This window comes from Sphingomonas sediminicola, assembly GCF_049991885.1.
Taxonomy (GTDB): Bacteria; Pseudomonadota; Alphaproteobacteria; order Sphingomonadales; family Sphingomonadaceae; genus Sphingomicrobium; species Sphingomicrobium sediminicola.
The window spans coordinates 2,250,915-2,275,636 of the sequence record NZ_CP178916.1 but is presented as its reverse complement, the minus strand read 5'-3'; the positions used below and the strand labels follow the sequence as shown (position 1 = coordinate 2,275,636).

The following is a 24,722-nucleotide window of genomic DNA, read 5'->3' as shown; positions in this document are numbered from 1 at the left end:
CATGCGCGCTCGTCCATTCCTCTTCGCGACTGCCGTTTTCCTGTGCAGCCAAGCGATAGATGCTCAGCCGGCTTCGACAGTTCCGCCTTTAGGCCAGGAGCCAACCGAGCGGCCACTCTCGGACAGGAACACACCGGGTAATGTCATCGTCTCGTTCGAGGGCGGTGACGTCGCGACGGACATTGGAAAAGTCGTCCTCGGCCTTGTCGAGGACGCGGGCGTGATCCCCACCACGCGCCATGTCGTCGCCGAGAAGGAAGACCCTTGCCGTATCGTGCTCAAGCTCGGGTACCCGGCGTGCACTAGCGAGCTCATGAAAGCCTTGGACGTCCTCAACCCTAAGCTCCTGCCTTCACGCGGTCACCTCAGCATCGGCGATACGATGGTCGTACCTGACGTGTGGCTGCGGAAGTATAGAACCTTTCAAAAGTTCGCCAGGTCGGTCGCGGCAGAGCAGGCCAGGAGCGCCACGATCAAGAAAGGTTGGACCTCGCTCAAGATCGGATCCGCCGAGGTCGGTCCAAACACAGAACTGGTATCTTACGATGCTTACGAACTCGTCCTGTTCGCCGGGAACCCGGACATTCAGGCAAGGCTCGAGAAACGCCTGTATCCGCTGAAAACGCTCAACGTCCGGGTGAACTCGATCCCCTTCGAAGCATCACCGGCAACTGCCTTTTCCTACAGGGATCCGCTCCAATACCAGACCGAGTGCGGCACGCAGCCGCAGAGGCCTACCGCGGTTAATTATCGCCTAGACTATCTCGACAGCGACGCAGATGCGGCTGCCTTGGTCGCGCAGCGCCCTCCGGGAAGCAAGGCTACTCGCGTTTACGTGATCGATTTCGCGATCGATCCCACGCCCAATCTCGCTGGCGCGGTCGAGGGACAAGCAGTCCCTCTCCCCCCCGGCGGATGGCGCTGCAGATGGGTCAATCCGACCGAGCGCGACCACGCAACCCATCTGGCCAGCATTATCGCCAGCCGTGACAACGGTTACGGCTTCGTAGGCGTGTCCCCAACCTCAACGATCAAGCCGTTCGAGTTCGTCCGGGTCAATTCCAACACCACGACTGGCCTCGGGATCATCCCGGGGAAAGAAGCCGACCTGGCGTACCAAATGGTGGCAGATAACGCGTACTCTACCCCACATGTATACCTCGTGGCGACGCGGTTTTCCGACTTCCCCCCCAGCATGGTGAGTGAAGGACAACTGGATCTCTCGCGTCGGTTCGAACGGGACCTCGAGCACCGTATTTCGCAGGCCCAGCCGATGCTCGTGGTTTCTGCGGGACAATCAGAGGCACCGATCCCCCTGTCGCCCGGTGTTCCGATGTCCCCGCAAAACTTGGGCGACCAGCGCAACGTGCTCGTTGTCACCGCCTGCGAAAAATGCAGCCGGTCGTCGCCGCGCCTGTGGTCAAAGGCGAATTATTCCGCGCCGGACGGGCATTACGTCCACGTCGCGGCTCCCGGGGGCGTCCCGATGCTTGGCTGGGTTAGTGCGCAAGGTGTCGGGGCTTTCAACGGGACATCACAAGCGGCCGCCTTCGCCGCCGGTGTCGTCGCCGAGATGATGGGCCGCTGGCCCGATAGTTACGGCTCGGTGGAATATGCCAAGAAGCGGATCCAGACGACTTCCTGGCCAATTTACCAGGGTAACGGGACGAGCGACTACAAGCGCGTGGCGACCGGCATCATCGATCCAAACTTGGCGTTACTCGATCCGTCGAAGACCTGGATCAAGACCCCGACGGAATGGAAGCCAATCGTGCTACGTGCCTTTTCTAGTGACGTGGTCCGCTTCCGCAGAAGCAGCGGAGCGGCGCTGCCGATTTCTACCGAGAGTGTCGCGCGCATCGTGCGGATAACGGGAGACGGGGTCCCCCCGCAGTTCGTTTTGTACAAAGACATGTACGCCGACGACCACGACCCCGATAGGCTTGGCGAGATCAGTCGGGAGGGTCCGCTCACCCTAGCCCAGCCCATCAGCCTACAGGCCTGCGATGGACAGTCGTTTGTCCTCTCCGATCTCGTCGATGTCATCATCGCTAACCTGCCTGCGGCCGACCCGCCATGCGGATGACGGCACTTAGCCTGGCGCTCGCGGTCCCCGCAGCGCTTTTCGCGGTTCTGCCGGGCGAACACGGCGTCTCGCGCGCTGCTGGCGTCTGCCGTGGTGGTGAGGCTCTCACGACCTCCTTCGGGGAGTGGTTCGATCCCAACGCCCAACTCAGTGGCTCCAGTGAACCAAGTCGCACCGCGAGCAAGATCGTGCCAGACCTGCTTAACCCTGCGATCGCCGTTCGACTCCAGCTGGAGGCGACAAGCCCGGCCGGCCAGCGATGGACGCTGGTGCTCCGCGACCCGCGGCTTCGGGTCCTTTCGATCTTGAGCGAACAGGATTTCCGCCTCGCTAACGGTGGGACAGCAATACAATGGACCGGCCGCCTCGAGGCGTCACAGGTTTCAGCGGAGCTGGTCGGCGGCGGCCCAGGCGTCACCATCCGCTTTGCTGGGGGGATGGCGCTGCCGAAGGACAGCCACGGCACCAACGTCTTCTCGAGCCAAGTCGCAGGCTCACCCAGCTGGACGAACCCGTTCGACAACTCCGCGGCCGTTTATCGTCGTGCCACGGAAGCGGTCGGCATGATGGTGACGGGTCTGAAGTTCCCTAATGCGCAAGGAGTCATTCAAAAGGAGACCTGGTGCTGCTCGGGCGCGATGCTAACGTCCGACATCTTCATCACGAACTGGCACTGCGGCGGCCCGACGACGCTGCCCGAGTCACTCTATTGGAATGACCAAGTCCAGAAAAACAGCATCATCGACCTCGGCTGGCAAGAAGGCTCGGCGCCTCGCAGGCAGTACGCTGTGACCCAGGTTCTCCAGGCGGACCAGCGACTAGATTACGCGCTCCTCCGGGTACGTCCGACGGTTGGGCCAGGCGCTGCAACCGGGCGCGCGATACCCGTTCGAATCAACCGCCAGCTGCCGGCAGACAACCAGGTCTTCGTCGTCCACCACGCGGAATGCCGGGCCAAGCTCCTTAGCTCGAACTGCATGATCGAGTCCCGTTCGTACCGTGCGTGGACCGACCCGCTCACGCGGACGACCGGCCCTGACATCACTCACCGGTGCGATACCGAGCCTGGCGCATCCGGAGCGCCGGTCTTCGACATGCAGGGGAACATGATCGCGCTCCATCACCTCGGCTTCCAAAAGGCCGACGCCGCGAACCAGTGCACGTCCGACAAGCTGAACAAGGCCGTCGGCTTGGATAGCATTCTCGAAGACGTGAAGCAGAAGAAACCAGCTTTGTACGCGGAACTGGCCGGATAGCGTCCGGCCGAAGCGGCCATCCAGGTGCGCACGTGTCGCGGACCGTTGAGCGGCGCGAGAGGGGGAAACGACAGTGGCCCACCAAGGCAATTCATTCTCACGGGGTTCACAGCTATTCGATCGCCGTTCCGCGATTGCAGCAGGATGCTCAGTCCTGGTCGCCGCTTCGTTCGGCGGCAGCGCCAGGGCACAGGCCGCGCCGACCAGGATGAAGCTGGAAAGCTTCTCGCAGGACGCTCGAATGGTCTCGGCCCTGAAGCGCGGTGTCGCCGCGATGAAGGCGAAGCCGCCATCTGATCCCGAAAGCTGGTTCTTCCAGGCAGCCATTCACGCCGTGCGCGAGGACGCCATGGATGCCGCCGAGCAGCGCGATCCGAACGTGGCACAGGCACGCCAGTTCTGGAACAAGTGCCCGCATCACGGGGAGAACTCCGCGAATTTCCTCCTTTGGCACCGCGCGTATCTTTATTATTTCGAGCGCATCCTGCGGAAGGCATCCGGCGAGGCCGATTTCGCCCTGCCTTACTGGAACTACGCGGACGCTTCGCAACGCCGGTTTCCCGCTCTCTTTGGTGATGAGGACGCGGATGCCGATGGGAATCCGCAGAACCCGCTCTACGACCTGCGTCGCGAGATCGCCTTCATGTCCGGCCTCTACGAGCTTGCTCCCGAGGTCGCCGACGGCGCGCGGGCGCTCGCAGAGAAGCGGTTCTTCGGCGCCATTGAACGGGCGGGATTCGCCGGCGGCGTGGCAGACAGCGACCCCCGCACGCGGGGTCTCGCCGAGCAGGCCCCGCACGACTTGATCCACTTCGCTATAGGCGGTGCAATCGGCTTTGGTGATCCAGAAATGGAAGAGGCGCAGGGCAGCACGAGCGGCCTGATGGCGTCCGTTCCAACCGCCGCCTTCGACCCCATCTTCTGGGTGCATCACACGAATATCGATCGCATGTGGACGGCGTGGGAGTGCCTGCCAGACCGTACGTGGGGCACGCTGCCGCCGGCTCCGTGGTTCGAGGAGAAGCCATGGATTTTCTTCGATGCCGACGGATCACAGAAGAAAGAAAAGAGACGCTTCTACCTCGATCGAGCGAACCTCGATCTCCGGTATGATTCGGACGACCCGGCATGCCACCGGCTGAGCTTGCAGGCGATCGGCGCCGGGCTCGCCGCGCCGAGCAGGCAGTTCGAAGTGCAATCCATGGAAGCCGGCACGGGCAGCGTCGGACGGGCGCTTTCAGACACGGTCCCGCTTCACGTCGAGCTGCCGGTCGCCGCGCCTACTGCCAGCCAGTTCTTCTCGACGCGGGCACAGCGCAAGGGGCACCGCGTGATCCTCGAGCTTCGTGGACTGAAGCTCACCGGCGTCACGGCGGTAGGATACGACGTGTATGTCAATCTACCCGCAGGGGCGACGCCGAGCCGCGACCTGCCGAACTATGTCGGGACCATCCCCCTGTTCGGGCTGGCACACGATGCCCCCGCGGGCCACGCGCACGAGCAGGCTGCGGGCGTGTCGCATCGCATCGACATCACCGCGGCCGTCGCGGACGCGAGCCGGGTGGACGTGCGCGTGATCCCGTTCGATCTACTGCGACCGATAGGAAATGTGCCGCGCCTAAAACGGCCGGGCAAGTTGACGATCGGGGAGATCGCCGTGGTCGTCGATCAGCGGAAACGGTGATCAAGGCCCAGTTCGAAGGGGAAGCATTCGTGGGTTCCGTAATTCCTCCGGTCGTCCATGACTACACCGGTCAAACGGGTCGTGCAGGAGATGGGACTGAAGAGGATGCGGCGAGTCCGCGCCGCTGGACTCGTCGGGGCTCAATCGGCGCCCTAGCGGCCCTCGCCGGCGCAATGCTGGCGGCCTGCAAGACCCGGCCCGCCGGCATGGCGTTCGTGGCCCCTCGACGTCGCATGGTCGACGCACATTGCCACGTCTTCAACGTGACCGACCTCCCAGCGGCAACCTTCATCCAGCAGTGCATGCTCGGCGTCGAGCCAGGCTCCTCCTTGCCGAAAAAAATCCTTTTGAAATCGCTCCAGAGGATCGAGGCTCTCGTCTCGCGCGGCGTCATCAGCGCCAAGGGAGAAGCAGAGGGCGCGGGTGCATTCGTCCAGGATTCCCCGTCTCTCGGTCGCCAGAATGAGAGCGAACTGCGCAAGGAGCAACTGCAGGCGGAACAGGCGCTTCGCGAGCTTGGCGCAAGCGGCGCGCTTGCCACGTGCCCGACGGGCCCGGCTCCACAGCCCAGCATCGGCAGCATCGTCGAATGGCTGAGGAGCTTCCGGTCACGCCGCGCTACCTTGGCCCGCACACTCGCGAAGGCGCACGCCGCGGGGGGCTACGACGCGGCGTTGCTGTGCCCGGCGTTGGTCGATTATTCGAACTGGCTCGGACAATCGCTTCGCTCGTCGCTGGTCGACCAGGCGAACGCCATGGGGCAAGTCGCGAGCGACCCGTCGCTACCTCCCGTGCACGGCTACGTCGCCTTCGATCCCCTGCGCCGTGCACTTTACCGGAACCGATTGCCGGTCATTGACGGTTCCTGGGACCCGCTGAACTTAGCCAAAGACGCGCTAACCCGCCAGGGATTTGTTGGAATCAAGCTCTATCCGCCGATGGGCTTCCGGGCTTCCGGGAACGGCACCTCGGGGGAGGACTTCCCGGAACACGTCCGCACCGTGTTCGGCAGCGCGCAAAAAGCGGGGGCCGAGATCGACCGTTCGCTGGACGAATTGTGGTCGCTCTGCCTCGAGCTCGATGCACCCGTCCTAGCGCACGCGGCCGCGTCAAACGGGAGCCGGCGCGGCTACGGCCGGCGCGCCGACCCCGACTACTGGTTCCCAGTGATCCGCAGGCACCCTGCGCTGCGCGTCCTGCTCGGCCATTTCGGCCGCTTCCGCGACCGAAGTAGCGGCGAGGGCCCGGCCGCCTGTCCGAACGACGAGATGCCGTTCGAGAAAACATGGGAAGCGGCATTCGGGCGCTTCGTCCAAGCCAACCCGGATGCCCTGCTGTTCGCCGACCTCAGCTATCTCTCGGACTTGTTCCATGAAGACTATCGGCGGAGAGCCGTCCAGGGACTGAAGAAGTACTTGGCGTATGACCCTGAGGCGCGTCACCTCGTGTTCGGCAGTGACTGGGTCATGCTCGGGATCGAACGCGCGTATCCGGAGCCACCTAGCTACCCTGGGCGTGTCGCGGCGCTCCTAGCGGACGCAGGGCTAACGTCCGGACAAATCGACGGCGTGTTCTACGGCAATGCCGTCCGCTTCCTCGGGATCTCCGATGGAACTGCCACCCGGAAACGGTTGCTGGCGTTCTACGCGATGCGGGGGATGCCTCCGAAAAACATCCCCGCGTGACCCGGCTCCTGCGACCGTACTGTCGATACGCCGTGCTCTTATGACCCTATCTCGGCTCGCGGGAAGGGATGCTAGGCGCATGACAATCGACGTTACGTCAAGCGGGGTTCGAACCCCCTCGTCAGAGCCCGAGTAGCTTGCCTTTAGCGGCGGCGAATTCCCCGTCCGTCAGCGCACCGGATGCGTGGAGTGCTGCCAGCCTCTCGAGTTTCTCGATTGGATCGTCGTCGCTTGGGCCTCCTCCCCGAGTTGGGGCAGGTGACCTGGCGTTCTCACGCTCACGCAGCAGCTTGTTGGCCAAGTCGCCGATGACAGCGACCGTTGCCTTCTGGCAGTTGTCGATGACGGCCATTCGGCTGCCGAGATCGATCATGACCTTGCCGAGCACCCAGCCCTGGGAGCTCGACACCGCCTGGACCCGGTCCAACCGGATGCTTTGCACGTCGACGGATCGCGTCAGCAGCGCACAATCCAAGAACAGGAAACGCTCGTTGGTAAGTGCGATCAGCCACGTGTTGGAACCCCAGTCCGACGAATTGGAAGTCTCGCTGTGCTTCACGATGCCCGAAGTCAGGGCAAAGACAATCTCGCCGGGTTCAAGGTGTTCCCTTAGGACACCGAGCTCCTTCTTCGTGCCGAATGCGTCGAGCGCAACGCCGTTTAACGCGCAAATGCCAGCCCAATCAGCAGCCTCCGTGAGCTGCCTGTACTTCTCTTCGTTGTCCAAAGAACGTGCCCCCTCTACGCAACACCAGGGCCAGTTTCATCTGATAGTGAGGCAATAAATGCAAACCCAAGGGTAGGAGCTATGGCGTGATGTCCCGCGCATGGATCGCTGAATTGCTGCGTATGCGCTAATCAGGATGGAACCGGTTCACGTAGTGACCAACGCCGGCCGAGAAATCTTGCTCTGCAAACCGCAGCATCGCGCGATATCCCGGATCCTCGTCTGGAGACGGAAAGAGGTACCCGAAGTCGCACGTCGTCTCGTAGCTGGCAGGCTTCAAACGAAGCACACAGACCGCCGTTTCAGCGAGGCGGTTTCGATGCTCCGAGTGCCCACCGAGGAAAAAGCGCGCGCTTTGCCGCTCCGGTCGAAGCGCGCGTAGGCCAAACGCCTCGAGTTCCCGGCAGTCCTGAAGAGAGCATTGCAGGGACCACGAGACGTTCTGAAACACAAACACTGTGGGCCACTCACGCCTCCTCTTCGGCCACCCCGATGCTTCCAGTACATTGTACTGCGCGATGCCGCCTGCACTGCTGTACTTCTGAGTCGCGAACCATGTCGCGACGTCCAGACTCGTCGTCACGTCTAGGCCGTGCGATGGCAGACCATAGTGCTGGGCGAATGCCATCATTGCATAATCGATCGCCAGTTCCGGGTCCGTTACGGAGGCGCGCCAGGCATCCTTCCAATCTTCACCATCCATGATTTCCGGAATGACATGGTGCTCAAGAAAGAAACGCAACGAAAAGTGAGCGGGGTCGTACTCGTGCCGATGGCGTGATGCCGACGTTGGCAATGATGGCTCGATCGCACACGAATTGCCGAACAGAAGACGTTTGACCCGGCGGGGCCGGTCCAGAGTGTAAAAGCCGGTTTGGCCACGAAAGAAAATTCCGTTTTCCTCGTCGTGAATTGGGATCTGCGCGACGATTTCTCGAGCTTCTTCAATCGATCCCACTTCGTAGACTGGGACTGAAAACTGACGACAGCGAATTAGGTCGTCGCGCTGGCGCCGGGGGTAAAAACCTTCGAAGTGGTCCCTGAGAACGTTTCGCGCTCCATACAGCGCGTCATCCCCAATCGCCCGGCCGAGAAAAGTGCCTCGATAGTGTCGATCGATGAGGAATCCGGGATGCTTGGGATCGATGCCAGTACGCTTAAGTGCGGCAACGTGCGGCGGATTGGCAGCGCTGAACTCGTTGACCGGAATGCTTCCGAAGACTGTCGGGTCTCCCTGGGTCGAAATCAGCGGCTGAGCTACCGCAATGGGCACGGCCACTAAGCCGCCATTATCTAGGTCTCTCGACTCGGCGCGGGTGTAGCCCATCGCCGCCGCGCAACTTAGCGCATACTCCGGATTGCGCAGCTGCGGCGCGACAGCATAGCTAGCGAAGTACTGGACGTTCATCGCCCCGCCGAGCCAAGCGCCCAACGAAGCGAATGCGTAATGCAAATCGGTAGGTAGAATGCGCGTGGTTTCATCAAACAGGCCGACATTCTCTCTCGCCAAACCCGCCTCTTCATACTGTTTAAGGCGGCGGTTCAGGATCTCCTGAATTCGGACCTGATGTAGGTCGACGAGCGACTTTAACTGGCGCAGCAGCGATGAGTAGGCGATCGGCCAAATCGTCTCCTCAGTCCAAGTTAGCTCATCGTTCGATTCGGAGATCGCAAAGTACGGAACGTCGTTGCAATTGCGAATTACCGGCCGAGATGCTGCAATCTGCGCTCCCATGGTAGGCGTGTCGAGAATCGCTGCAATTACCCATTCCGGCGGATCGATCCGGCGCAACAAGCCTCGCCAGGAGCCAACCAGCCCGTCGCGACGGTCTCCCGATCCAATCAACGGGATCGAACAATGACTTTCCGCCCGAAGCCCGTGATCGCGGATTGCCTCTGCCACGCGATCCACGTCCACCGCCAAGTAGGGCAGATTGACGCTCTCGAAGACCGTCCGGAAAGTCTCCTGAACGTCCGAGTGTTGCGCGACTTGTGCGGGCACGACCAACCTCTCCTCGAAGCGGCCGCAGATCCTCCGATACGCTATCCCGCTACCAATATTCGCGCGATCAGTACCTGACCCACGAGGCGCCACTTTACAGGGCGCCAGCGGCAGTGATCACTTAGCCACATGGCGTACATCATGGGGGAAGTCGACAAGTCATCAGCTGAATTTGGACCTGCGGGACCCAGGCGCGCAGGAGAGCGTCATTTTGGGCTGACTTCTAGGCAACCGTGCGTTTGCTCGCCTCAGCCTGCGCGCGCCTTATCTCTCCGAACGAGCGACTTGGCGAATGCATTCACCGCGTGAGAGAACTCACACTCCAACATGCAATCGATGATTTGCTGGAAGCTCGCGGGATCTATGTTTATCCGCACGTCTGTCGTCCCGCCCCCTTTCGAATCAAGCTTGAAACGCAGCTTGACATCGCCACTCTGAACCGCGGCGTCGACTTTGATGCCAGATTCGTACCAATAGTTCGCAGTCACTCCCCCGCGGTCCGCTGTTATCGGCATGACGTCCCCCGCTTTGCGCTTTCATAGAAAACACCCCGTAGATTCACGGTCAACTTCAGGACCGCCTGAAATGCGCGAGCGCGGATCGCTCGCTTCAAAGGCGGTCAACATCGAGGCCGGCAGCTTTAAGTCGCGGCGCAATTTTCCGCATCTTGGCGAACTCGGTACCGAACGACGGCCCGATGCCGAGCGCCTCGCAGAACTCCCTCCCGGTCACCCCTTCGAGTTCTTCGGCGTACTTGATGGCCTGGACGTGAAGTTCCGCGACGTAACCGTTCCTCGGCGACTTCTCTATCGCGCGCCGAATGCGAGTCAGGATGTCACTAGTCCGCACGCTGAATCTCCCCGCGCGATGTTCGTTGCAATTAGCTTTTAGCTAAAATCTAATTCGCTTGCAACAATCGGCTGCAGGTTGCCAATCGGACCTTGCGTGCAAATGCTGATTGAGCTTCACTTGCCACCCTGACTTTATCGTCAGCGTTCTCCAGCGACGGTGTGAAGGCAAGTAGCGTATGGCCGAACTGGACCAAGCGACGTGGAACATCACGATACAGAAGCGCGACCTGGTGGCCGCGATCGGTACGGCCAGGCGCCGAGCGACGCTGCGGCGCAAGGGCATCCAGTTCGAACGGGAAGTGATCTTCGCGGCCTCGAGCGACGGGCTGTCGGTCAGGTCAAGCGATGCAGCGATGGACATACCCGGGTCAGGGACCTGGACATCCCCGATCGCGGCGAACGGAGCGACACTTAGGAGGCTCGTCGCGGCGCTCGACGGACCAGAAATCCAGCTCAGCTACTGCGACGGGGAGCTGGCGCTGAACACGACGAGGATTAGCGCCCGTGAGGTGTAGCGGACGGCGAGGATCCAAGCGTCAATGACAGCCCAGGTCCGCGATCGGCTGTCCTACGACGGGCGGATTTTCCCGCTCTGCAGTCTCCCGCTCCAGCCCTGGCTCCAGGAGACGGGCAACGCAGGCATCTTCCGGTGGCCGCACACCGCGAACCGGCGGGGGTACGTCGCGAGCTGGGAAATCGCGGATGACCGCCTCTACCTGAAAAAGCTCGAGGCGACCCTGCATGACGGCTCCGCCGCGTCACTGGCGACGCTTTTCCCTGGCACGACCGGCAAGGTTTTCGCCGAGTGGTACTCGGGCACTCTCCGAGTGACTGACGGCGAACTGCTCGAGTACATCCATGTAGGCTTCGGGAGCCGGTACGAACGGGACATTTTCCTCGAGATCCGCGACGGCGTCCTCGTCGGGACATCGGTCCAGGAAAACCAGCTGCCGGGCCCGAGACCAGTTATCGAGGTAGCCAAGACCCGGAACAATCGGCGCGGGCTACTCTCGCGGCTGGTGGGTCGTTTCTGTCGAGCGAGCTTGGTGGGGGATTTGTGACAGCACGAGCGGACTTGGCGCTGGTCCTGGAGGCCGCCCGCTTCGCGGCCGAGAAGCACCGCATGCAGCGCAGGAAGGATGCCGATGCATCCCCCTACATCAACCACCCGCTCGCGCTCGCGAACATCCTCGTCTCCGAGGGAGATGTCGACGATCCCGAGGTGCTCGTTGCCGCGTTGCTCCACGACACCGTGGAGGACACCGACACGACGGTGGAAGAACTCGAGCGCGCGTTCGGCAGCCGGGTCGCCGGGATCGTGGCGGAGGTCACCGACGACAAGTCGCTAGCGAAGGAAGAGCGGAAGCGTCTCCAGGTCGCCAGGGCCGCGCACAAGTCGAACGCGGCGAAGCTGGTGAAGCTGGCGGACAAGATCAGCAATCTGCGCGACATCGCCACCTCGCCTCCCGCCGACTGGCCGCTGCAGCGCAGGGAGGACTATTTCCACTGGGCCAAGCAGGTGGTTGATGCCCTTCGCGGCGCCAATCCACGGCTCGAGGCTGCCTTTGACCGCGCTTACTCGGACGGGCTTGCCTCGATGCGCGGTGCCGCGTGACGACCATGCTGCTACTCTTGCTCGCCGCCGCGGCGCCCCATGCGCAGCAATGGGCCGGGGACAGGCCGCGGTTTTCCTGCCGCGTTGCCAACGTGCATGACGGGGATACCTTTCGCTGCACCGACGGTACGAGGATCCGGCTCGCCGCGATCGATGCGCCCGAGATGCCCGGCGCCTGCCAACCCCGCCGTGCATGCGCGCCCGGTGACCCCTTGCGATCAAAGGCGGCCCTGGAGCGGCTGATCAGTGGACGAACGGTGGAGTGCCAACCGACCGGTACGACCTACAACCGCATCGCGGCCTGGTGTTCGGTCGGTGCAACGGACCTGAGCTGCGCCATGCTTCGAGGCGGACAGGCCATACGCTTGCCCCGGTTCGATCCGAGCGGTCGGCTGGCCCACTGCTGATTGAGTGCAGCCCGACCCTACGTTTCCTCGAGGTGCGTCAGGACCTGGCCCGACAGGACGGGGTCTAGCCTGTCCGCCTCCGCCGACGCCCATTCTTCCCACGCCGCGAGGCTCGCTTGATGGATGCCGACGGAGCCGGCGACTACCGCGTCGCGCACGCGCGCAACTAGCGCGCGCAGTTCCTCGGCTTGGCGGAGGAGCTCGGCGCTCTCTCGCAGTCGCCCTAGCCGCTCGCGATTACGGGCCTCGACCTGCTCCCGCCGGCGCTGCTCCTCCCACTGCCGCGACTGCTCCGCCCACTCCTCGGCCTGCCTCAAGCCGCGTCGGAAGTTAGCCTCGCCGGCAACGACGATGCTCGCCACGATCGGCGCGATCATGGACTCGAGGTCCTTGCCCTTGTTGTCCTCCCACCGAGCGACGGCTTTCCCGTCCAGGTTGGCGTTGATCACGAGTGTGAGCGGCGTGGACGCTGGCAGGTCCGGTGCAGGCCGGTCGCGTCCAAACTCGCGCACTGTCCGATGCTTCACTGCGATACCGATGCTGAGCCCGACACGCGTGTCGCCTATGGTCGCCGACGCATGGATCTCGCCGTCGCGCTCGTGCGCGCCGGCAGCATGTCCCCTCCGCCCGAGCGCCATGAAAATCGCGTTCAGGATCCTCAAGCGCCGCTTGTCGACCGCTGACTCGAACTTCGGCGCATCCCACGACCAGCCGCTCGCAGCGAACTTCTCGCGTCGGCGCTCCTCCTGCTTGAAGAGTTGCGTCAGGCCGTGGTGGACTCGCTCGAGCTTTCTCGGGACAGCCACGCGGCCAATCGCCTCAAGCTCCTGTTCGTACAAGGCGTCGAGGTCTCCCGGTACGGCGGCCGAGGCAAACGGTCCCGAAGACGGGAGCGGCTCGACCGAGTGCACGACCTCCGCAAACCGTGCATCGAGACGTACGCGCCCTGCCTCGCCGGGACGCCGCGACGCCACCTTGGGGCACTTCGGCACAGGCTTTCCGGCGTGGAGCTTGTTCCAGTAGCCCTGCGGCGGGGTGATGATGCCGTGCGACTTCAAGAGCTTCTTCAGGCCCACGTCTGACACGCCGACCTTTGCCGCTAGGTCACGCATCGGCGCCGACCATGCGAAGTCCTGCAAGTCCTGGGGCAAGGCGACTAGGTCCTGGCGGCCGTGGTAGTAACTCATGCTCCTCCTTCCCTCGGTTGCGGCGACGACGGCTACGCGCTTCCGAAACCTCGCTCAGTCGCCCTATACGGCGTCATGGTGAAAGGTGGAGCGGGCATGCCGGCGGGGCACGAGGGACCGGACGTCGTCGAGCTAGATACGCCCGACGCGCTGCTCGTCGTGAGCATCAACCAGAGCTATCCGCGTCTCGGCGCGTACGATGCCGCGCGCTACGCCTGGCGAGTCTCGCCGTCGCGCGCGTCGCAGGTGCAGTACGTGCTCGCGACCAAGGACCGGACCGTGGTCGCTGTCTTCGAGCCGACCGAGTGGCGTCCCGCGACGCGGGCGAACTTCCCCGGGTACGAGCGCGAGTTGCGAGGACGGCTGGGGTTCGTCGGGCACCCGGCGGGCGGAGACGCCGCGGCCCGCTACCTGGGGAAGCAATTACCGCCTGGCTTCCGGTTTTCCGGCAACGGCTACCGGTACGCGGGATCACTCGGCGACTAGCCGCAGGAGTCCTCCTCTCTCACCGTTTCCCAGGCGCTTCCTGCTCGGCCGTGCGGCGGAAGAAGGCGCAGTAGCGGTTCACGGGACACTCCTGGCACAGTGGCCTGCGCGCCTTGCACACGAGCGCCGCGAAATCCAGGACCGCCCAGTTGGTCTCGCTAGGTCGCGGCCCCCTCACGAACCACTTGGCCGCTGCCTGTAGCCAGGGATCGTACCTGATGTCCGCGAGCCGCCGCGGTCGAACGACCCGCTCGAGCACGCGGGCCATGTTAACATCGAGCAGCGGCGCCGCCTTCCCGTGCTGGAACATGAGCACCGCGTTCGAGACGTACTGCCCGACCGCGGGGATCCCCGCGTGCTCGGCCGGGTTCGACGGGAACTTTCCACCCGTGCCCGCGGCGTACCTTGCTATGCCGAGCAGGGAAGCCGCCCGCCTGCGCCACAGCCCGAGTGGCCTTAGGAACTCCTCGAGGTCTTCCGGCGTGGCGTCGGCGAGCTCGTGCCAGCCGGGGAACCGGTGTACGAAAGCCGGGTAAAACCGCGAGACGGCCGCCGCGGTGGTACGCTGCAACAAGACCTCGACGACGATCCTCTCGTAGGTGCCGGCCTCGTCCGCGCGCCACGGGTAGTCTCGGCCGCTCGTCGCCCACCACCGCGCGAGGTCTCCCGCGAGGCGGGTGAGCTTGGCTTTCTCTGATCGCGTCGGCGCGTCCACGTCCCTGGGCGCGCGGCGCTTCTTGCCGGACGTGGCCGCCCCGGGAGACGAAACGCTGTCCGCGAGGCTCACGCGGCGAGTTCGAAGTCCAGCGGCGACTTGAACAAGAGTGGCAGGTCCGATTGCTTGATCTTGAACAGGTAGCCCTGGTCCTTCGCCGCGCCGGTCTTCGTCTCCTTGATCGTGTAGTCCAGGGTGATCACGCCGGCCTCGAGCAGCATCGGCAACCTCGCCTCGCTGACCCCCGACGTGTACCGCGCCGTGACGTAGTGGAACTGCTCGGTCGCACCAGTTCCACGGGTATCCGCCTTCACCCAGAAGGTTTGCCCGTGCTTTTCCGCGAGGCGAGAGAAAAGCTTTTCGAACTTCCAAGTCGCGTCCCGGACGACCTGGGTCCCGTCCGTCCACGACTGGTGCAAGAAGTCGCTGCCTTGCACCTCGAGCACGAGCCCGTAGCTGTTACACGTAGAGGCGCACATCTCGTGGAAGAGCTGGTTGCGTCCCTTCTTCTCGTTAAAGCGGCCTCGCTCCCTCAGGATGGCGGTCGACCCCTTCAGCCGGCTGATGCTCCAGTCCGGGACCTGTGAAAGGATCGTTGTCCGGCCCTTCTCGTGCGATCCCTTGCGACCGGCCTTGATCTCGATGCCCTTGTAATCAGGTGCCTTGCTGCTGTTGCACTTGATGCCGAGCAGGCTCTCAAGCGTGTAGCCAACGCCTGTGTCGCCTGGCCTCATGGTGGGCACGAAACCGCGCGCAGCCACCGACTTGAGCATCGCCAACAACTCCAGTGCCTCTCGCGATAGTGGGCCTGCTGGCGCTGCACCCGCTGCACGGACATTCTTTATTGCCGCAAAGAAAGGCGACGGGGCCGCCCGGTTGGTCGACGAAGTGGAATCAAGAAGGAGCGCGGTTGCCTCGGCCGCGCTCAGCCTGGCCACCGCTTCCGGCGTGGGCCGCTCCGCGCTCCACGCGCGCCAGAACGGCGAGGCGCGGTCATCGAGTAGCAAGGGAAACTCGCTTTGCGACGTGTTGACGACGAGGAGCTTTTTGCCGGCAGCGCAGATGGCCAACAGGTCACCGGGGCCAGCAAACTTCGCCAGCGAAGCGAACCAGACGCGCGGGTCGCCCTGCTTCGTGTTGGGCCGGTACAACGACGTGCTCGTCTCGATCACCTCACCCCGCGAGAACAGGACGGTGCCGACCAGCACCTTCCCGTCCGGCCCCTGTTGCTGCCCCGAGTAGTCGTGGATCCCTTGCTCGCGAAGCCAGGCGCGGACCCCGTCCGTCGCGTCCATGATGGACTTCTCAAGCCCGGTCGCGGTGGGAACGAGGAAGGCGCAGTCGATCCCGTGCCCGGCGAACACGCGCAGGGTCGCGGCGACGTCGCGGTTGGACAGGCTCAGCACGGAACCGTCCACGCAACGGCGGTCTCGGTGAGGGAAGCGGTGCACAACTGGCTCATTCCGCCCTGCTAGCGGGCGGACGAGCGAAGTGTCTACGGTGCCATCACTTGCCGGCCGATGATGCCTCGAGGATGCGCCTGAAGTGTTCCCCGACGCGCTCCGCCAGGCGAACCGGCACCGCGTTCCCGATCTGCGTGTATTTCGGGACCTCCCGGTCGAAGTTCCCTTCGCGGGGATTGCCTGCTCGGCGCAAGCCGCCGGTCGTCCGCTTTCCCTCGAAGCGATACCAGTCCGGGAACGTCTGCAACCGCGCCCACTCGCGCACCGTGAGCGAGCGCGGCTGGGCGTAATGCACGTAGTCGTCGGGAAGCGACGTCGCGGTGATGCTCGGGGCCTTCTTGCCCCACCTCTTGGGCAGCACGCGTTGTGCGAATTTCTTCGTGCGCGCGTGCTCGGGGATCTCGCCCTCGTTGTCGATCATGTGCCGGAATTTCTTGACGATGTTCGGGGCGTGCTTGGAGTACTCGTGGTCGGTGACCTCGCCCGAGCGCCGGTGCTCGTGTTTCGGCGCCGGGACCCTCATGGCCTCTTGCTCCGGCGTAGTTGCAGGACGCGGGTATTCTGTCGTGACCAAGCGTCCCGGCGGGTAGACACCGGTCTCGAAGTACTTGTCCATCTTCGGATCGACCAAATCGTCGAGGAGGTCGATAAGGTCTGGACAGTCGGAGGGCTCCGGCTTTGGCAGAAAGCCGCATTTCACCGCGTCTTCTTTCTTCGGGTCGCCCTTAAGGTCGATCATTGGATTGGCATTTGCGACATCCTTGCGGATGCCGACGATAAGGACCCGTGGCCGGTTTTGTGGCACGCCGTAATCGCCGGCGCGGACTAGCGTCCAGCGGACGTGGTAACCCGGGATGCGCCGGAACTCCGCGAGGACGTCGTCCCAGATCCTGTGCTCGCCGTCCCTAGTCCACTTGGACGTCAATAGGCCCCGGACGTTCTCGAACAGGAAGATCCGTGGCCGCAGGCGCCGGATGATTTTCGCCATGCGCTGGTAGAGCTGGTTGGAAGGAAGGTCCCTCTTGTCGACCGAGTAGGACCTACGGTGACCTATGCCGGAATAGCCCTGGCATGGTGGTCCACCGGCAAGCAGGTCGAGAGTGCTGCCGCCCTTCCCGCTCTTCGCTTCCTTCTCTGCCGGAAATACGAGGCCGAGAGCCTCGAGGTCCGCGACCATCTTCTTCAGCCGCTCGCCCTGCAGATCGTGGGCGTCGTGACAGCGGAGGTGTGCTTGTTCGGCAAAGGGCTTGCCACCGACGATGTGGTGCCTGTTCGCGAGGTACGTCGCCATCGCGTGCTCGTTGAGCTCGTTGACGAACACCGGCGTGAAACCGGCGTTTTCCATCCCCAGCGAGAGCCCGCCGCAGCCGGCGAATAAGTCGACCATCGTCAATCCCGTAGCGTCACTCATGATTGGCACTTGGTTCCTTGAGTCATCCGTTGAATTGACCATGGCCGGTAGTCGTGCCGAAGTCCAGGGGGTTTCCGGCCCATCGCGGATTTGGACGGGTTTGCCCGATCAGGCCACCCAATTGCACCCCGGCCGCGGCGCCGGAACGGACCGCACCGCCTCATCAAGGCAAACGCTGATATAGAAGCGAGCGGACTTGCCGACCTTACGGTCGTTACCTAATGAAATCGGGCCGAGCTCGGGGCGTTTGATTGATATGGCTTGGTGTGTTGGGGGCAATGAGACTTATTCCGTCGCAGGTACTAAGCTGTGACTCCGCGGCGGAGCGGACGATCTTCGGCTACCTCGCTGAAATCGACTTCAGTGCGTACGATATCGGGCTCCATTCACTCAACATTGGCCACCACGAGTACAAGCGCTGGGGCGAGGCTGACTTCTTCCTAATCAGTCGCCGGGGAATACTCCTCCTCGAGGTGAAGGGCGGACGCGTCGCCTGCAAGGACGGGATCTGGGAGTTCACGAACCGCAAGGGCGAAACGAACCGGAAAAAGGAGGGGCCGGCTGAGCAGGCCAAGTCCGCCTATTTTTCTCTCGAGAAGAACTACCTGCACCCGAAATTCTACCGGGAATTAAAGGGCGTGCCTTGCGGATGGGCCGTCGTGTTCACGGACATCCCTAGGTTCGCGAGCGACGGGTCGACGCTTTTGCCAGAGCACCCCGACGAGATCACGGCCTACGAAGACGAGTGCAAGGGACACAACAGCTTCAAGAAGTTCCTTGCCGGGGCCTACGATCACTGGGCTTCGAAGCAACGCAGCCCCGTTGACCTCGCGCCCCAGACGGTAAGGGCAATCGCCGGTTCATTGCGACCGAACTTCGAACAGGTCCCTTCTCTGAACAGTCAACTCCGCGACGTGGAGCAGCGGCTCTACCAGTTCACGGACGAGCAGTACGAGAAACTCGACGCGATCTCCGACAACGACAGGATACTCGTGACGGGCGGGGCTGGCACCGGGAAGACCTTCGTCGCCGCCGCGTGCGCTCGCTACGAGGCAGCAGAAGGCCGCTCAGTGCTCCTCGTCACGAGAAGCCACTACCTTGCTACTTTCCTGGCGAACCAAGGTTTGCCCGAGAATGTCACCGTCGCGGCGATCGAGGAGGTTTCGCAGTTCGTAGACGACGGGAAAAAGTGGGATGTGCTGATCGTCGACGAGGGGCAAGATCTTTGTTCCCTTGAATGTCTCGACTTGGTCGAGAGCGTTCTCGAGGGAGGCTGGGAAAAGGGTCGGTGGCGCTGGTTCGGTGATCCCAATTACCAGGTCTCGCCGAGTTTTCCTGTCGACCAGGATTGCCTTGGGTACTTGAGGATCCACGGGGTCGCTACAAGCCTCAAGAACAACATTCGGAACGCTGGGAAAATCGTCGAGGCTATCAAGCTTCTCGCAGGAGCCGACGTCGGCAAGCGGAGCAGCCGGCCCGACAGTGGCACAGTCGATCTACAATTGGTCGAAAACGAGAGCGAGATCTTGCCACAGGCCGCGTTGGCGGTCCGCAAGTGGCTGAGCAATGACGACCAGCTGCCGCGCAATTCGATCGCGCTCCTGGTCTGCAGTCCGGCGGACGCCGAAAACGCCGTCGAACTTCTGTCTGCGAAAAACGTGCGAGCGGAAGCGCTGAGCAAGAGGGCCCTGGGCGGCAAGCCACGGGATTGCGTCCTCGTCGCGACGATCGAGGACTTCAAGGGGCTCGAGCGACCGCTTGTCTGCGTCGCCGGTCTGGGAGGCCAAGATTTCGCTTCCAGCGCGTACAAGTCCATCTCGCGAGCGAACCACGCCTTGGTGCTCGTGGCCACGCGAAGCTCGGTTACGGAACTCACCGAAAAAGCTGCTTCAGCTGGGTCGAGGCAGGGGGACAAGTGAATGCTGGGTAGGGACAAGATCCTCGAGGAAGTGCGAGCTAGGCTCATCGGCCCAGGCCTCGGAGAACCGGGGCCCAGCGGCACCCACGCAGACGAGATCATCGATGGTCGCATGAGCCTCGCATACATGATGGGCATGCTCTTCCCACGGGCCGAGAAAACCGCGCCTGATCTTGGCGGTGACGAGGCTGAAGATGCATCGGACGAAGACGCGGAAGATCCTCTCAGCATGTCGAATGCCATGCTCCCTTCTGCCATGGGCATGTCACTGTGCGTCGCCCGGGGCAGCAGGATCAGGATCAAGGTCGAAGCCGCGGTTTATTCGCCTTTAGAAGAGGGCGAGGAAGCCAGCAGGGAAAGCCGCGAGAACGTTCCCGTTGTAGAGCCAGGCTCCCGTGAAAATGCGCAGGCAGCCGATGTTGCCGTTGAGACCTTGCCGGAAGAAACTAGCGAGCGTTCCCAGGGCAGGCGTAACCAGCGGTGGCAACGTCGCAAACTGGAGCCTTCGGTCCACGAGGTAGGTGCAGCAGGGCTCGAGCCGGCCGCGATCCTCGAGCAACGAGCTATCCTCGAGGTCCTTTCCAGGACACTGCCGGATGACGACGTTCTACTTACGATAAGCGTCTCTAACTCTGGCGAGGCGAAGCACGCCAGGTCGAGCGAACAGACGCTCTACCAAGTCTCGATCCTGGCAGAGGCCGTCGAGGGCCAGGTCCTCAAGTACCCGGCAGCTAGGTACGTGCCTCCTACCGACGAAGAGCGTGAGCTTCGCGTTATCTATGGTGAGCAAAGACCCTACGCCGTCGGGCACGGCGTTGCGACCGACTGGAAGGTCGATGATGGCCGTTGCCCCTGGGTCAAGACCGAGGCCCTTCCCACCGCACACGTCTGGCGACCGGTATTCGACAACCTGTCGGTGTCCAAGGACGGGGTGCAGCACACTTTCCCGGACGAAGAATTGTTCAGGGTTGCGCCGTTGGCGAGCGGAGAGCTGAGCGGCGACGAGCTGACTACGCGGCTGACCGGGCTCGTCGACTTCTATGACGAGTGGATCGCCAGCCAAGCGGAGATCTCGATCGATGGTGAGCTGGCGAGCGATGCCGAGAGGATGCTGCGGCGATGCCGTCGTAGCGCCGAGCGGATGCGGCAGGGCATCGAGATTCTCCGTGGCGACCAGGATGCCGCTCGCTGCTTCATGCTAGCAAACCGCGCGATGCTCATGGCCATGTCACACTCGGCGCGAGCGTCAGGGCGCGGCAGGAAGGACGGCTTGCAAGGGCCATTCGCCCTGGGAAAGGCGGATACCGACGCGATCGATTATTTTCAAAACACGGCCAAGTGGCGCCCATTCCAGTTGGCCTTTTTTCTACTCGTGCTCCCGTCCCTCGCCGGAGAGGAACTACCCGACAGGGACCTCGTCGATGTCATCTGGTTTGCTACGGGCGGCGGTAAGACCGAGGCGTACCTCTTCGTCTCGGCCTTCGAGCTTTTCCGGCGGCGTATCGTCGAGGGAAAGGCAGGCGGGGGGACCGGCGTAATCAATCGTTACACGTACCGGTTCCTGACCGCGGACCAGTTCCAGCGCACCGCCGGCATGATCTGCGCCATGGAAATGATCAGGCGGGAAGTAGCCACGAATGGTGACAATTCCCTGGGTGACGACGAGTTCTCGATCGGGCTTTTCGTCGGTGGAGAAGTAAGCCCCAACTCCTTCGCGGGCAGCGAGGACGGTGCCCTTGCGCCGACGCAAGAACTGCTCGACGCGGCTCGCCCTCGCGACGTCAATCCCTTTCCAATCGAGAGTTGCCCCTCGTGCGGGACACTGCTCGTGCCCGAGAGTAGGAAGGCGAAGCCGGATGGTAGCGCGGACGAGTCTTACTACGGCTTCCTCGCCACTGCGAATAGCTTCGTGACGCGGTGCCCGGAAGAAGACTGCGCGTTTCACGAGGCCTTGCCCGTCTACTTCATCGACGAGCAGTTGCTCCGCGCGCCACCCTCGTTCCTGCTCGGGACTATCGACAAGTTCGCGATGATTCCTTGGAAGGAAAACGGCGGTGCCTTGCTCGGTGTTGGCACCGACCGTTCTCCGCCGTCGCTCGTGATCCAGGACGAGCTTCACCTGATATCCGGCCCCCTGGGCACCCTCGCCGGGATTTACGAGGCCGCGTTCGAGACGGTGATGGCCACCCATGGGAAGCCGCCGAAAGTCATCGCCTCGACGGCGACGATCAGGAATGCCTCGGTCCAGTGCCGCAGGATCTACGGCCGGCCTTCGGCCGTGTTCCCCTCGCCCGGCTTGCGTGCAGAAGACTCGTTTTTCTCGAAGCTCGACACCGGGAACAAGCAGCGTTCGCGTCTCTACGCCGGAGTCATGGCGCAGGGACTTCGCTCGACGGTCGCTGCCTCGTGGACAATGGCCACGCTGCTGCAGTCCTCCTACGAGCTCGCTGAGAAGGGAGGTCTTTCGATCGACGAGACGGATTCTTACTGGACGCTGGTTGCTTACCACAACAGCAAGCGAGAGCTCGGCCGGATCGTCAATGCGACGCGGGACGAGATCCCGACGAGGATGAAAGTCTATGCCTCGGACGAGCCGCTCGAGCGACCCTCCAACTTCGACATCTTGGAGCTGAAGGCGCACGCGGAGACGCCCGTTCCAAGGGCAAGGCAGCTACTGGCGCGCCGACATAGCCCGGAGCAGCCTGCGATCGATGTCGTGCCTTGTACGAACATCATATCGGTTGGCGTGGATATCGATCGCCTTGGCCTGATGATGGTCAACGGGCAGCCGAAGCTCAGTGCAGAATACATCCAGGCGACGAGCCGCGTCGGACGAGGCGTAGTGCCCGGCCTCGTGGTGGCCTCCTATTCGCCGAGCAAGCCGAGGGATCGCTCGCACTACGAGGCGTTCCGCGATTACCACGAGCGCTTTTACAGCTTCGTGGAACCGACCAGCGTGACGCCCGGGGCGCTGCCGGCAATCGAGCGCGGACTCCATGCCGCGTTGGTGACAGTGGTTCGGCACGGAGCTGGACTAAAACGGAACTCTGCCGCCAACCAATTTGACCCGTCTCGCCCTTCGATAGCGGCTGCGATCAAACGTCTCGAGCAGCGACTCTTGGATGCCTATGACGGCGAGCAAGAAGCCGAAGAAAGGGAGCGCATCTCGAGCAAGTTGGCCGAGAAAGTCGCCGAATGGGCAGGCTGGGCCCGCTCGGTCGAGGGGCTGCAATACTGTTTCGCGAGCCAGCAAAGGCGCCCGCATCTCCTGGTTCGCTATGACAATAAGAAAATAGACGGAGCCGGCTGGTTCACGCTGCAATCGATGAGGCACGTCGACAAGGAAATCATACTGGAGGACGTCGGCATTGCCCAAGCCAAGCATTCGTAGCGCCCAGTTGATCACTCCTTTTGGGGTCGGCTCGCTTTGCGAGATCGACGGCCAGTCGTTCTTCGTCCGCGGGACCGGCAGCTGGCCACGGGGCTACAACCTGGAGAAGATCGAGGTCGGCTCACTCACCGACCGGGTCCGGCCGCGTCAACTGAAGAAGCCGATCGAGTCCGTTGCGATTTTGCGCTTTCCGCATTGGCACTTCTGCCCCGAGTGCCGGAAGATGACGAAGTGGACGCCCGACAAGGACAAGGAGTTGGCCAAGGAAGATGGCACGCTTCCGCGGCCTACCTGCGACGGGGGCAAGTGCAAGAACGCGCGCCTTGTCCCGATGCGCTTCATCGCCGCTTGCGACAACGGGCACATAGACGAGATTGATTGGTACTGGTGGGCGCACCGCGGTCACCAGCCTGCGCAGCAGGGGGCCTGCGCGCGCTCGACCTCGAGGTTGAGGTTCGAAGTTACGGGGAAGAGCGGCGGCGATTTCTCGAGCATGTTCATACGCTGCAGCTGTGGTGCATCTGGCAATCTCGAGGGTATCGCCGATGGAGCGCTTCCGCAGAAATGCCGAGGTTACCAACCCGGAGAGGCGACGTCGTCGTGCATCGACGCTGGTAACAAGAAGAACCCCGTCGCTCCCGCGCCTCTCTACATGGAGCCACGGGGATCGAGTTCTCTTCACTATGCGTCGGTTGTTTCCGCGCTCGATATCGACGGCGACGCGGAAAAGGACTCGTGGGAAAAGCTGCGGTCTGACGAGATCTACCAGAACCTTGTCCAATCGGCATCGAACCTGGTCGAATTCAACAAGGGCGACACGACGCTCGCCATCCAGGCCTTTAGAGATGGTGTTGAAGCTCGTGGTCGCGAGGTCGGAATGCCTAGCGACGATTCGATCGCGTGTTTCACCGCCGACATTTCCGCTGGCGAAAGCGATCCACCCGGAGGCTCGATCGAGGAGCTCAGCCAGCAGGGCATTCTCGACGACGAGTTTCCGGTCTTGGCGAACCCCGGAGGGCAGGACGGTCGGTGGCTAATTGCACGTCCAGCGAAACCAACCTCCCGCTTCAAGCTCGATGGCCTTTTCGAGCGCTTTGTCAGGGTAGAGCGCCTTCGCGAAGTGCGTGCGTTCCGTGGATTTCAGCGTCGAAACGTCTCCGAGAAACACGCGATGGTCTCGCCTTCGCTCGGGCGCCCGCAACCAGACTGGTTGCCCGCCATGATGGTGCTCGGCGAAGGCGTGTTCTTGCAGTTTTCCAACGCGGCAATCGACAAGTGGCGCACGGTGAACAAGGAAGCCATCGAGGAGTTCACTGCATCGCACCTCGTGACCGCCGAGAAGCTCGGGCTCCCGGGAAGGATGGGTTTCAATGCGAACCCCACCTTCGTCATGGTGCACACCTTCGCGCACTTGCTCTTGAACCAGTTGTCTTTCGACTGCGGGTATTCGTCGACTTCGCTCAGAGAGCGCATCTACTGCGGCACCGATTCAGAGCCCTATGCCGGTCTACTGATCTATACGGCGGACTCGGACGCTGAGGGTTCGATGGGAGGCCTAAGCGAGATGGGGGCTCCAGACAGACTGGAAGACGTCATCTACCGGGCAGTATCTCGTAGCCAGTGGTGCTCGGGGGACCCCGTTTGCCGTGAACTCGACGCGCAAGGCGTTGACGGGCTTAACCGCGCGGCTTGCCACGCCTGCTCGTTGGTTGCGGAGACGAGCTGCACCTTCTCGAATGTTCTTCTCGATCGCGTCCTCGTTTCCGGCGATGGCCGGAAAAATGGTCGAGGCGTGAGCGAGCCAGTCGGCTTTTTCAGCCCCGTGCTGGAGGTATAGG

At 62.7% G+C, this 24,722-nt stretch carries 18 protein-coding genes; 11 read left to right on the top strand and 7 right to left on the bottom strand.

Features of this window, described 5'->3' with window-relative positions; translation table 11 throughout:
- The first annotated feature begins 1 nt into the window (after position 1).
- The 4 genes from ACMC5O_RS11885 to ACMC5O_RS11870 all read left to right on the top strand — a co-directional run bounded on the left by ACMC5O_RS11885 (position 2) and on the right by ACMC5O_RS11870 (position 6,711).
- Positions 2-2,086: a S8 family serine peptidase gene (locus tag ACMC5O_RS11885; protein WP_426692916.1), complete on the top strand. Its 2,085-nt coding sequence runs from the start codon at positions 2-4 to the stop codon at positions 2,084-2,086.
- The gene (locus ACMC5O_RS11880; protein ID WP_426692915.1) at positions 2,083-3,342 is read left to right on the top strand and encodes a trypsin-like serine peptidase; all 1,260 of its coding nucleotides are present in this window, start codon (positions 2,083-2,085) and stop codon (positions 3,340-3,342) included. Before ACMC5O_RS11885 ends, ACMC5O_RS11880 begins: the two co-directional genes overlap by 4 nt.
- A 73-nt stretch (positions 3,343-3,415) precedes the next feature.
- Positions 3,416-5,026, top strand: a complete 1,611-nt coding sequence (locus tag ACMC5O_RS11875; protein ID WP_426692914.1) for a tyrosinase family protein — start codon at positions 3,416-3,418, stop codon at positions 5,024-5,026.
- Between the two features lie 29 nt (positions 5,027-5,055).
- Complete coding sequence (locus tag ACMC5O_RS11870; protein WP_426692913.1) at positions 5,056-6,711, top strand: amidohydrolase family protein; 1,656 nt, start codon at positions 5,056-5,058, stop codon at positions 6,709-6,711.
- A gap of 121 nt (positions 6,712-6,832) precedes the next feature.
- Here the strand turns inward: ACMC5O_RS11870 and ACMC5O_RS11865 are convergent, their stop codons facing one another.
- The 3 genes from ACMC5O_RS11865 to ACMC5O_RS11855 all read right to left on the bottom strand — a co-directional run bounded on the left by ACMC5O_RS11865 (position 6,833) and on the right by ACMC5O_RS11855 (position 10,289).
- Positions 6,833-7,438 carry a PH domain-containing protein gene (locus ACMC5O_RS11865; protein ID WP_187708601.1) on the bottom strand — a complete coding sequence of 202 codons (606 nt, stop codon included), beginning with the start codon at positions 7,436-7,438 and terminating at the stop codon, positions 6,833-6,835.
- Positions 7,439-7,565: 127 nt separating this feature from the next.
- The gene (locus ACMC5O_RS11860) at positions 7,566-9,440 is read right to left on the bottom strand and encodes an FRG domain-containing protein (protein ID WP_187708602.1); all 1,875 of its coding nucleotides are present in this window, start codon (positions 9,438-9,440) and stop codon (positions 7,566-7,568) included.
- Between the two features lie 609 nt (positions 9,441-10,049).
- Positions 10,050-10,289 carry an HTH-like domain-containing protein gene (locus tag ACMC5O_RS11855; protein ID WP_187708603.1) on the bottom strand — a complete coding sequence of 80 codons (240 nt, stop codon included), beginning with the start codon at positions 10,287-10,289 and terminating at the stop codon, positions 10,050-10,052.
- 178 nt (positions 10,290-10,467) lie between these two features.
- Between ACMC5O_RS11855 and ACMC5O_RS11850 the strand changes: the two genes are divergently transcribed.
- From ACMC5O_RS11850 to ACMC5O_RS11840, 3 genes are read left to right on the top strand one after another with little or no spacing between them, the layout of a single operon-like run.
- Positions 10,468-10,806, top strand: coding sequence for a hypothetical protein (locus ACMC5O_RS11850; protein WP_187708604.1), 339 nt, complete (start codon positions 10,468-10,470; stop codon positions 10,804-10,806).
- 24 nt (positions 10,807-10,830) lie between these two features.
- Positions 10,831-11,352 carry a hypothetical protein gene (locus ACMC5O_RS11845; RefSeq protein WP_187708605.1) on the top strand — a complete coding sequence of 174 codons (522 nt, stop codon included), beginning with the start codon at positions 10,831-10,833 and terminating at the stop codon, positions 11,350-11,352.
- Positions 11,349-11,906, top strand: a complete 558-nt coding sequence (locus ACMC5O_RS11840; protein ID WP_426692912.1) for an HD domain-containing protein — start codon at positions 11,349-11,351, stop codon at positions 11,904-11,906. Before ACMC5O_RS11845 ends, ACMC5O_RS11840 begins: the two co-directional genes overlap by 4 nt.
- Positions 11,907-12,330: 424 nt before the next feature.
- Here the strand turns inward: ACMC5O_RS11840 and ACMC5O_RS11835 are convergent, their stop codons facing one another.
- Positions 12,331-13,500 carry a hypothetical protein gene (locus ACMC5O_RS11835; protein WP_426692911.1) on the bottom strand — a complete coding sequence of 390 codons (1,170 nt, stop codon included), beginning with the start codon at positions 13,498-13,500 and terminating at the stop codon, positions 12,331-12,333.
- Between ACMC5O_RS11835 and ACMC5O_RS11830 the strand changes: the two genes are divergently transcribed.
- On the top strand, positions 13,486-13,986 hold the full coding sequence (locus ACMC5O_RS11830; RefSeq protein WP_187708606.1) for a hypothetical protein: 501 nt from the start codon (positions 13,486-13,488) through the stop codon (positions 13,984-13,986). The genes ACMC5O_RS11835 and ACMC5O_RS11830 overlap by 15 nt on opposite strands.
- A 19-nt stretch (positions 13,987-14,005) precedes the next feature.
- Here ACMC5O_RS11830 and ACMC5O_RS11825 read toward each other — a convergent pair whose 3' ends face one another.
- From ACMC5O_RS11825 to ACMC5O_RS11815, 3 genes are all read right to left on the bottom strand, one after another.
- Complete coding sequence (locus ACMC5O_RS11825; protein ID WP_426692910.1) at positions 14,006-14,773, bottom strand: hypothetical protein; 768 nt, start codon at positions 14,771-14,773, stop codon at positions 14,006-14,008.
- Complete coding sequence (locus ACMC5O_RS11820; RefSeq protein ID WP_426692909.1) at positions 14,770-16,119, bottom strand: MvaI/BcnI family restriction endonuclease; 1,350 nt, start codon at positions 16,117-16,119, stop codon at positions 14,770-14,772. Before ACMC5O_RS11820 ends, ACMC5O_RS11825 begins: the two co-directional genes overlap by 4 nt.
- Positions 16,120-16,207: 88 nt before the next feature.
- Positions 16,208-17,575, bottom strand: coding sequence for a DNA cytosine methyltransferase (locus ACMC5O_RS11815; RefSeq protein ID WP_426692908.1), 1,368 nt, complete (start codon positions 17,573-17,575; stop codon positions 16,208-16,210).
- A gap of 278 nt (positions 17,576-17,853) precedes the next feature.
- On the opposite strand from ACMC5O_RS11815, the gene ACMC5O_RS11810 reads away from it, so the two are divergent.
- From ACMC5O_RS11810 to drmB, 3 genes are read left to right on the top strand one after another with little or no spacing between them, the layout of a single operon-like run.
- The gene (locus ACMC5O_RS11810; protein WP_426692907.1) at positions 17,854-19,494 is read left to right on the top strand and encodes an AAA family ATPase; all 1,641 of its coding nucleotides are present in this window, start codon (positions 17,854-17,856) and stop codon (positions 19,492-19,494) included.
- Entirely contained in the window at positions 19,495-22,884 is a 3,390-nt protein-coding gene (locus ACMC5O_RS11805; protein ID WP_426692906.1) for a hypothetical protein, read from the top strand.
- Positions 22,862-24,721 carry a DrmB family protein gene (drmB, locus tag ACMC5O_RS11800; RefSeq protein ID WP_426692905.1) on the top strand — a complete coding sequence of 620 codons (1,860 nt, stop codon included), beginning with the start codon at positions 22,862-22,864 and terminating at the stop codon, positions 24,719-24,721. Before ACMC5O_RS11805 ends, drmB begins: the two co-directional genes overlap by 23 nt.
- The last annotated feature ends 1 nt before the right edge of the window (position 24,722 follow it).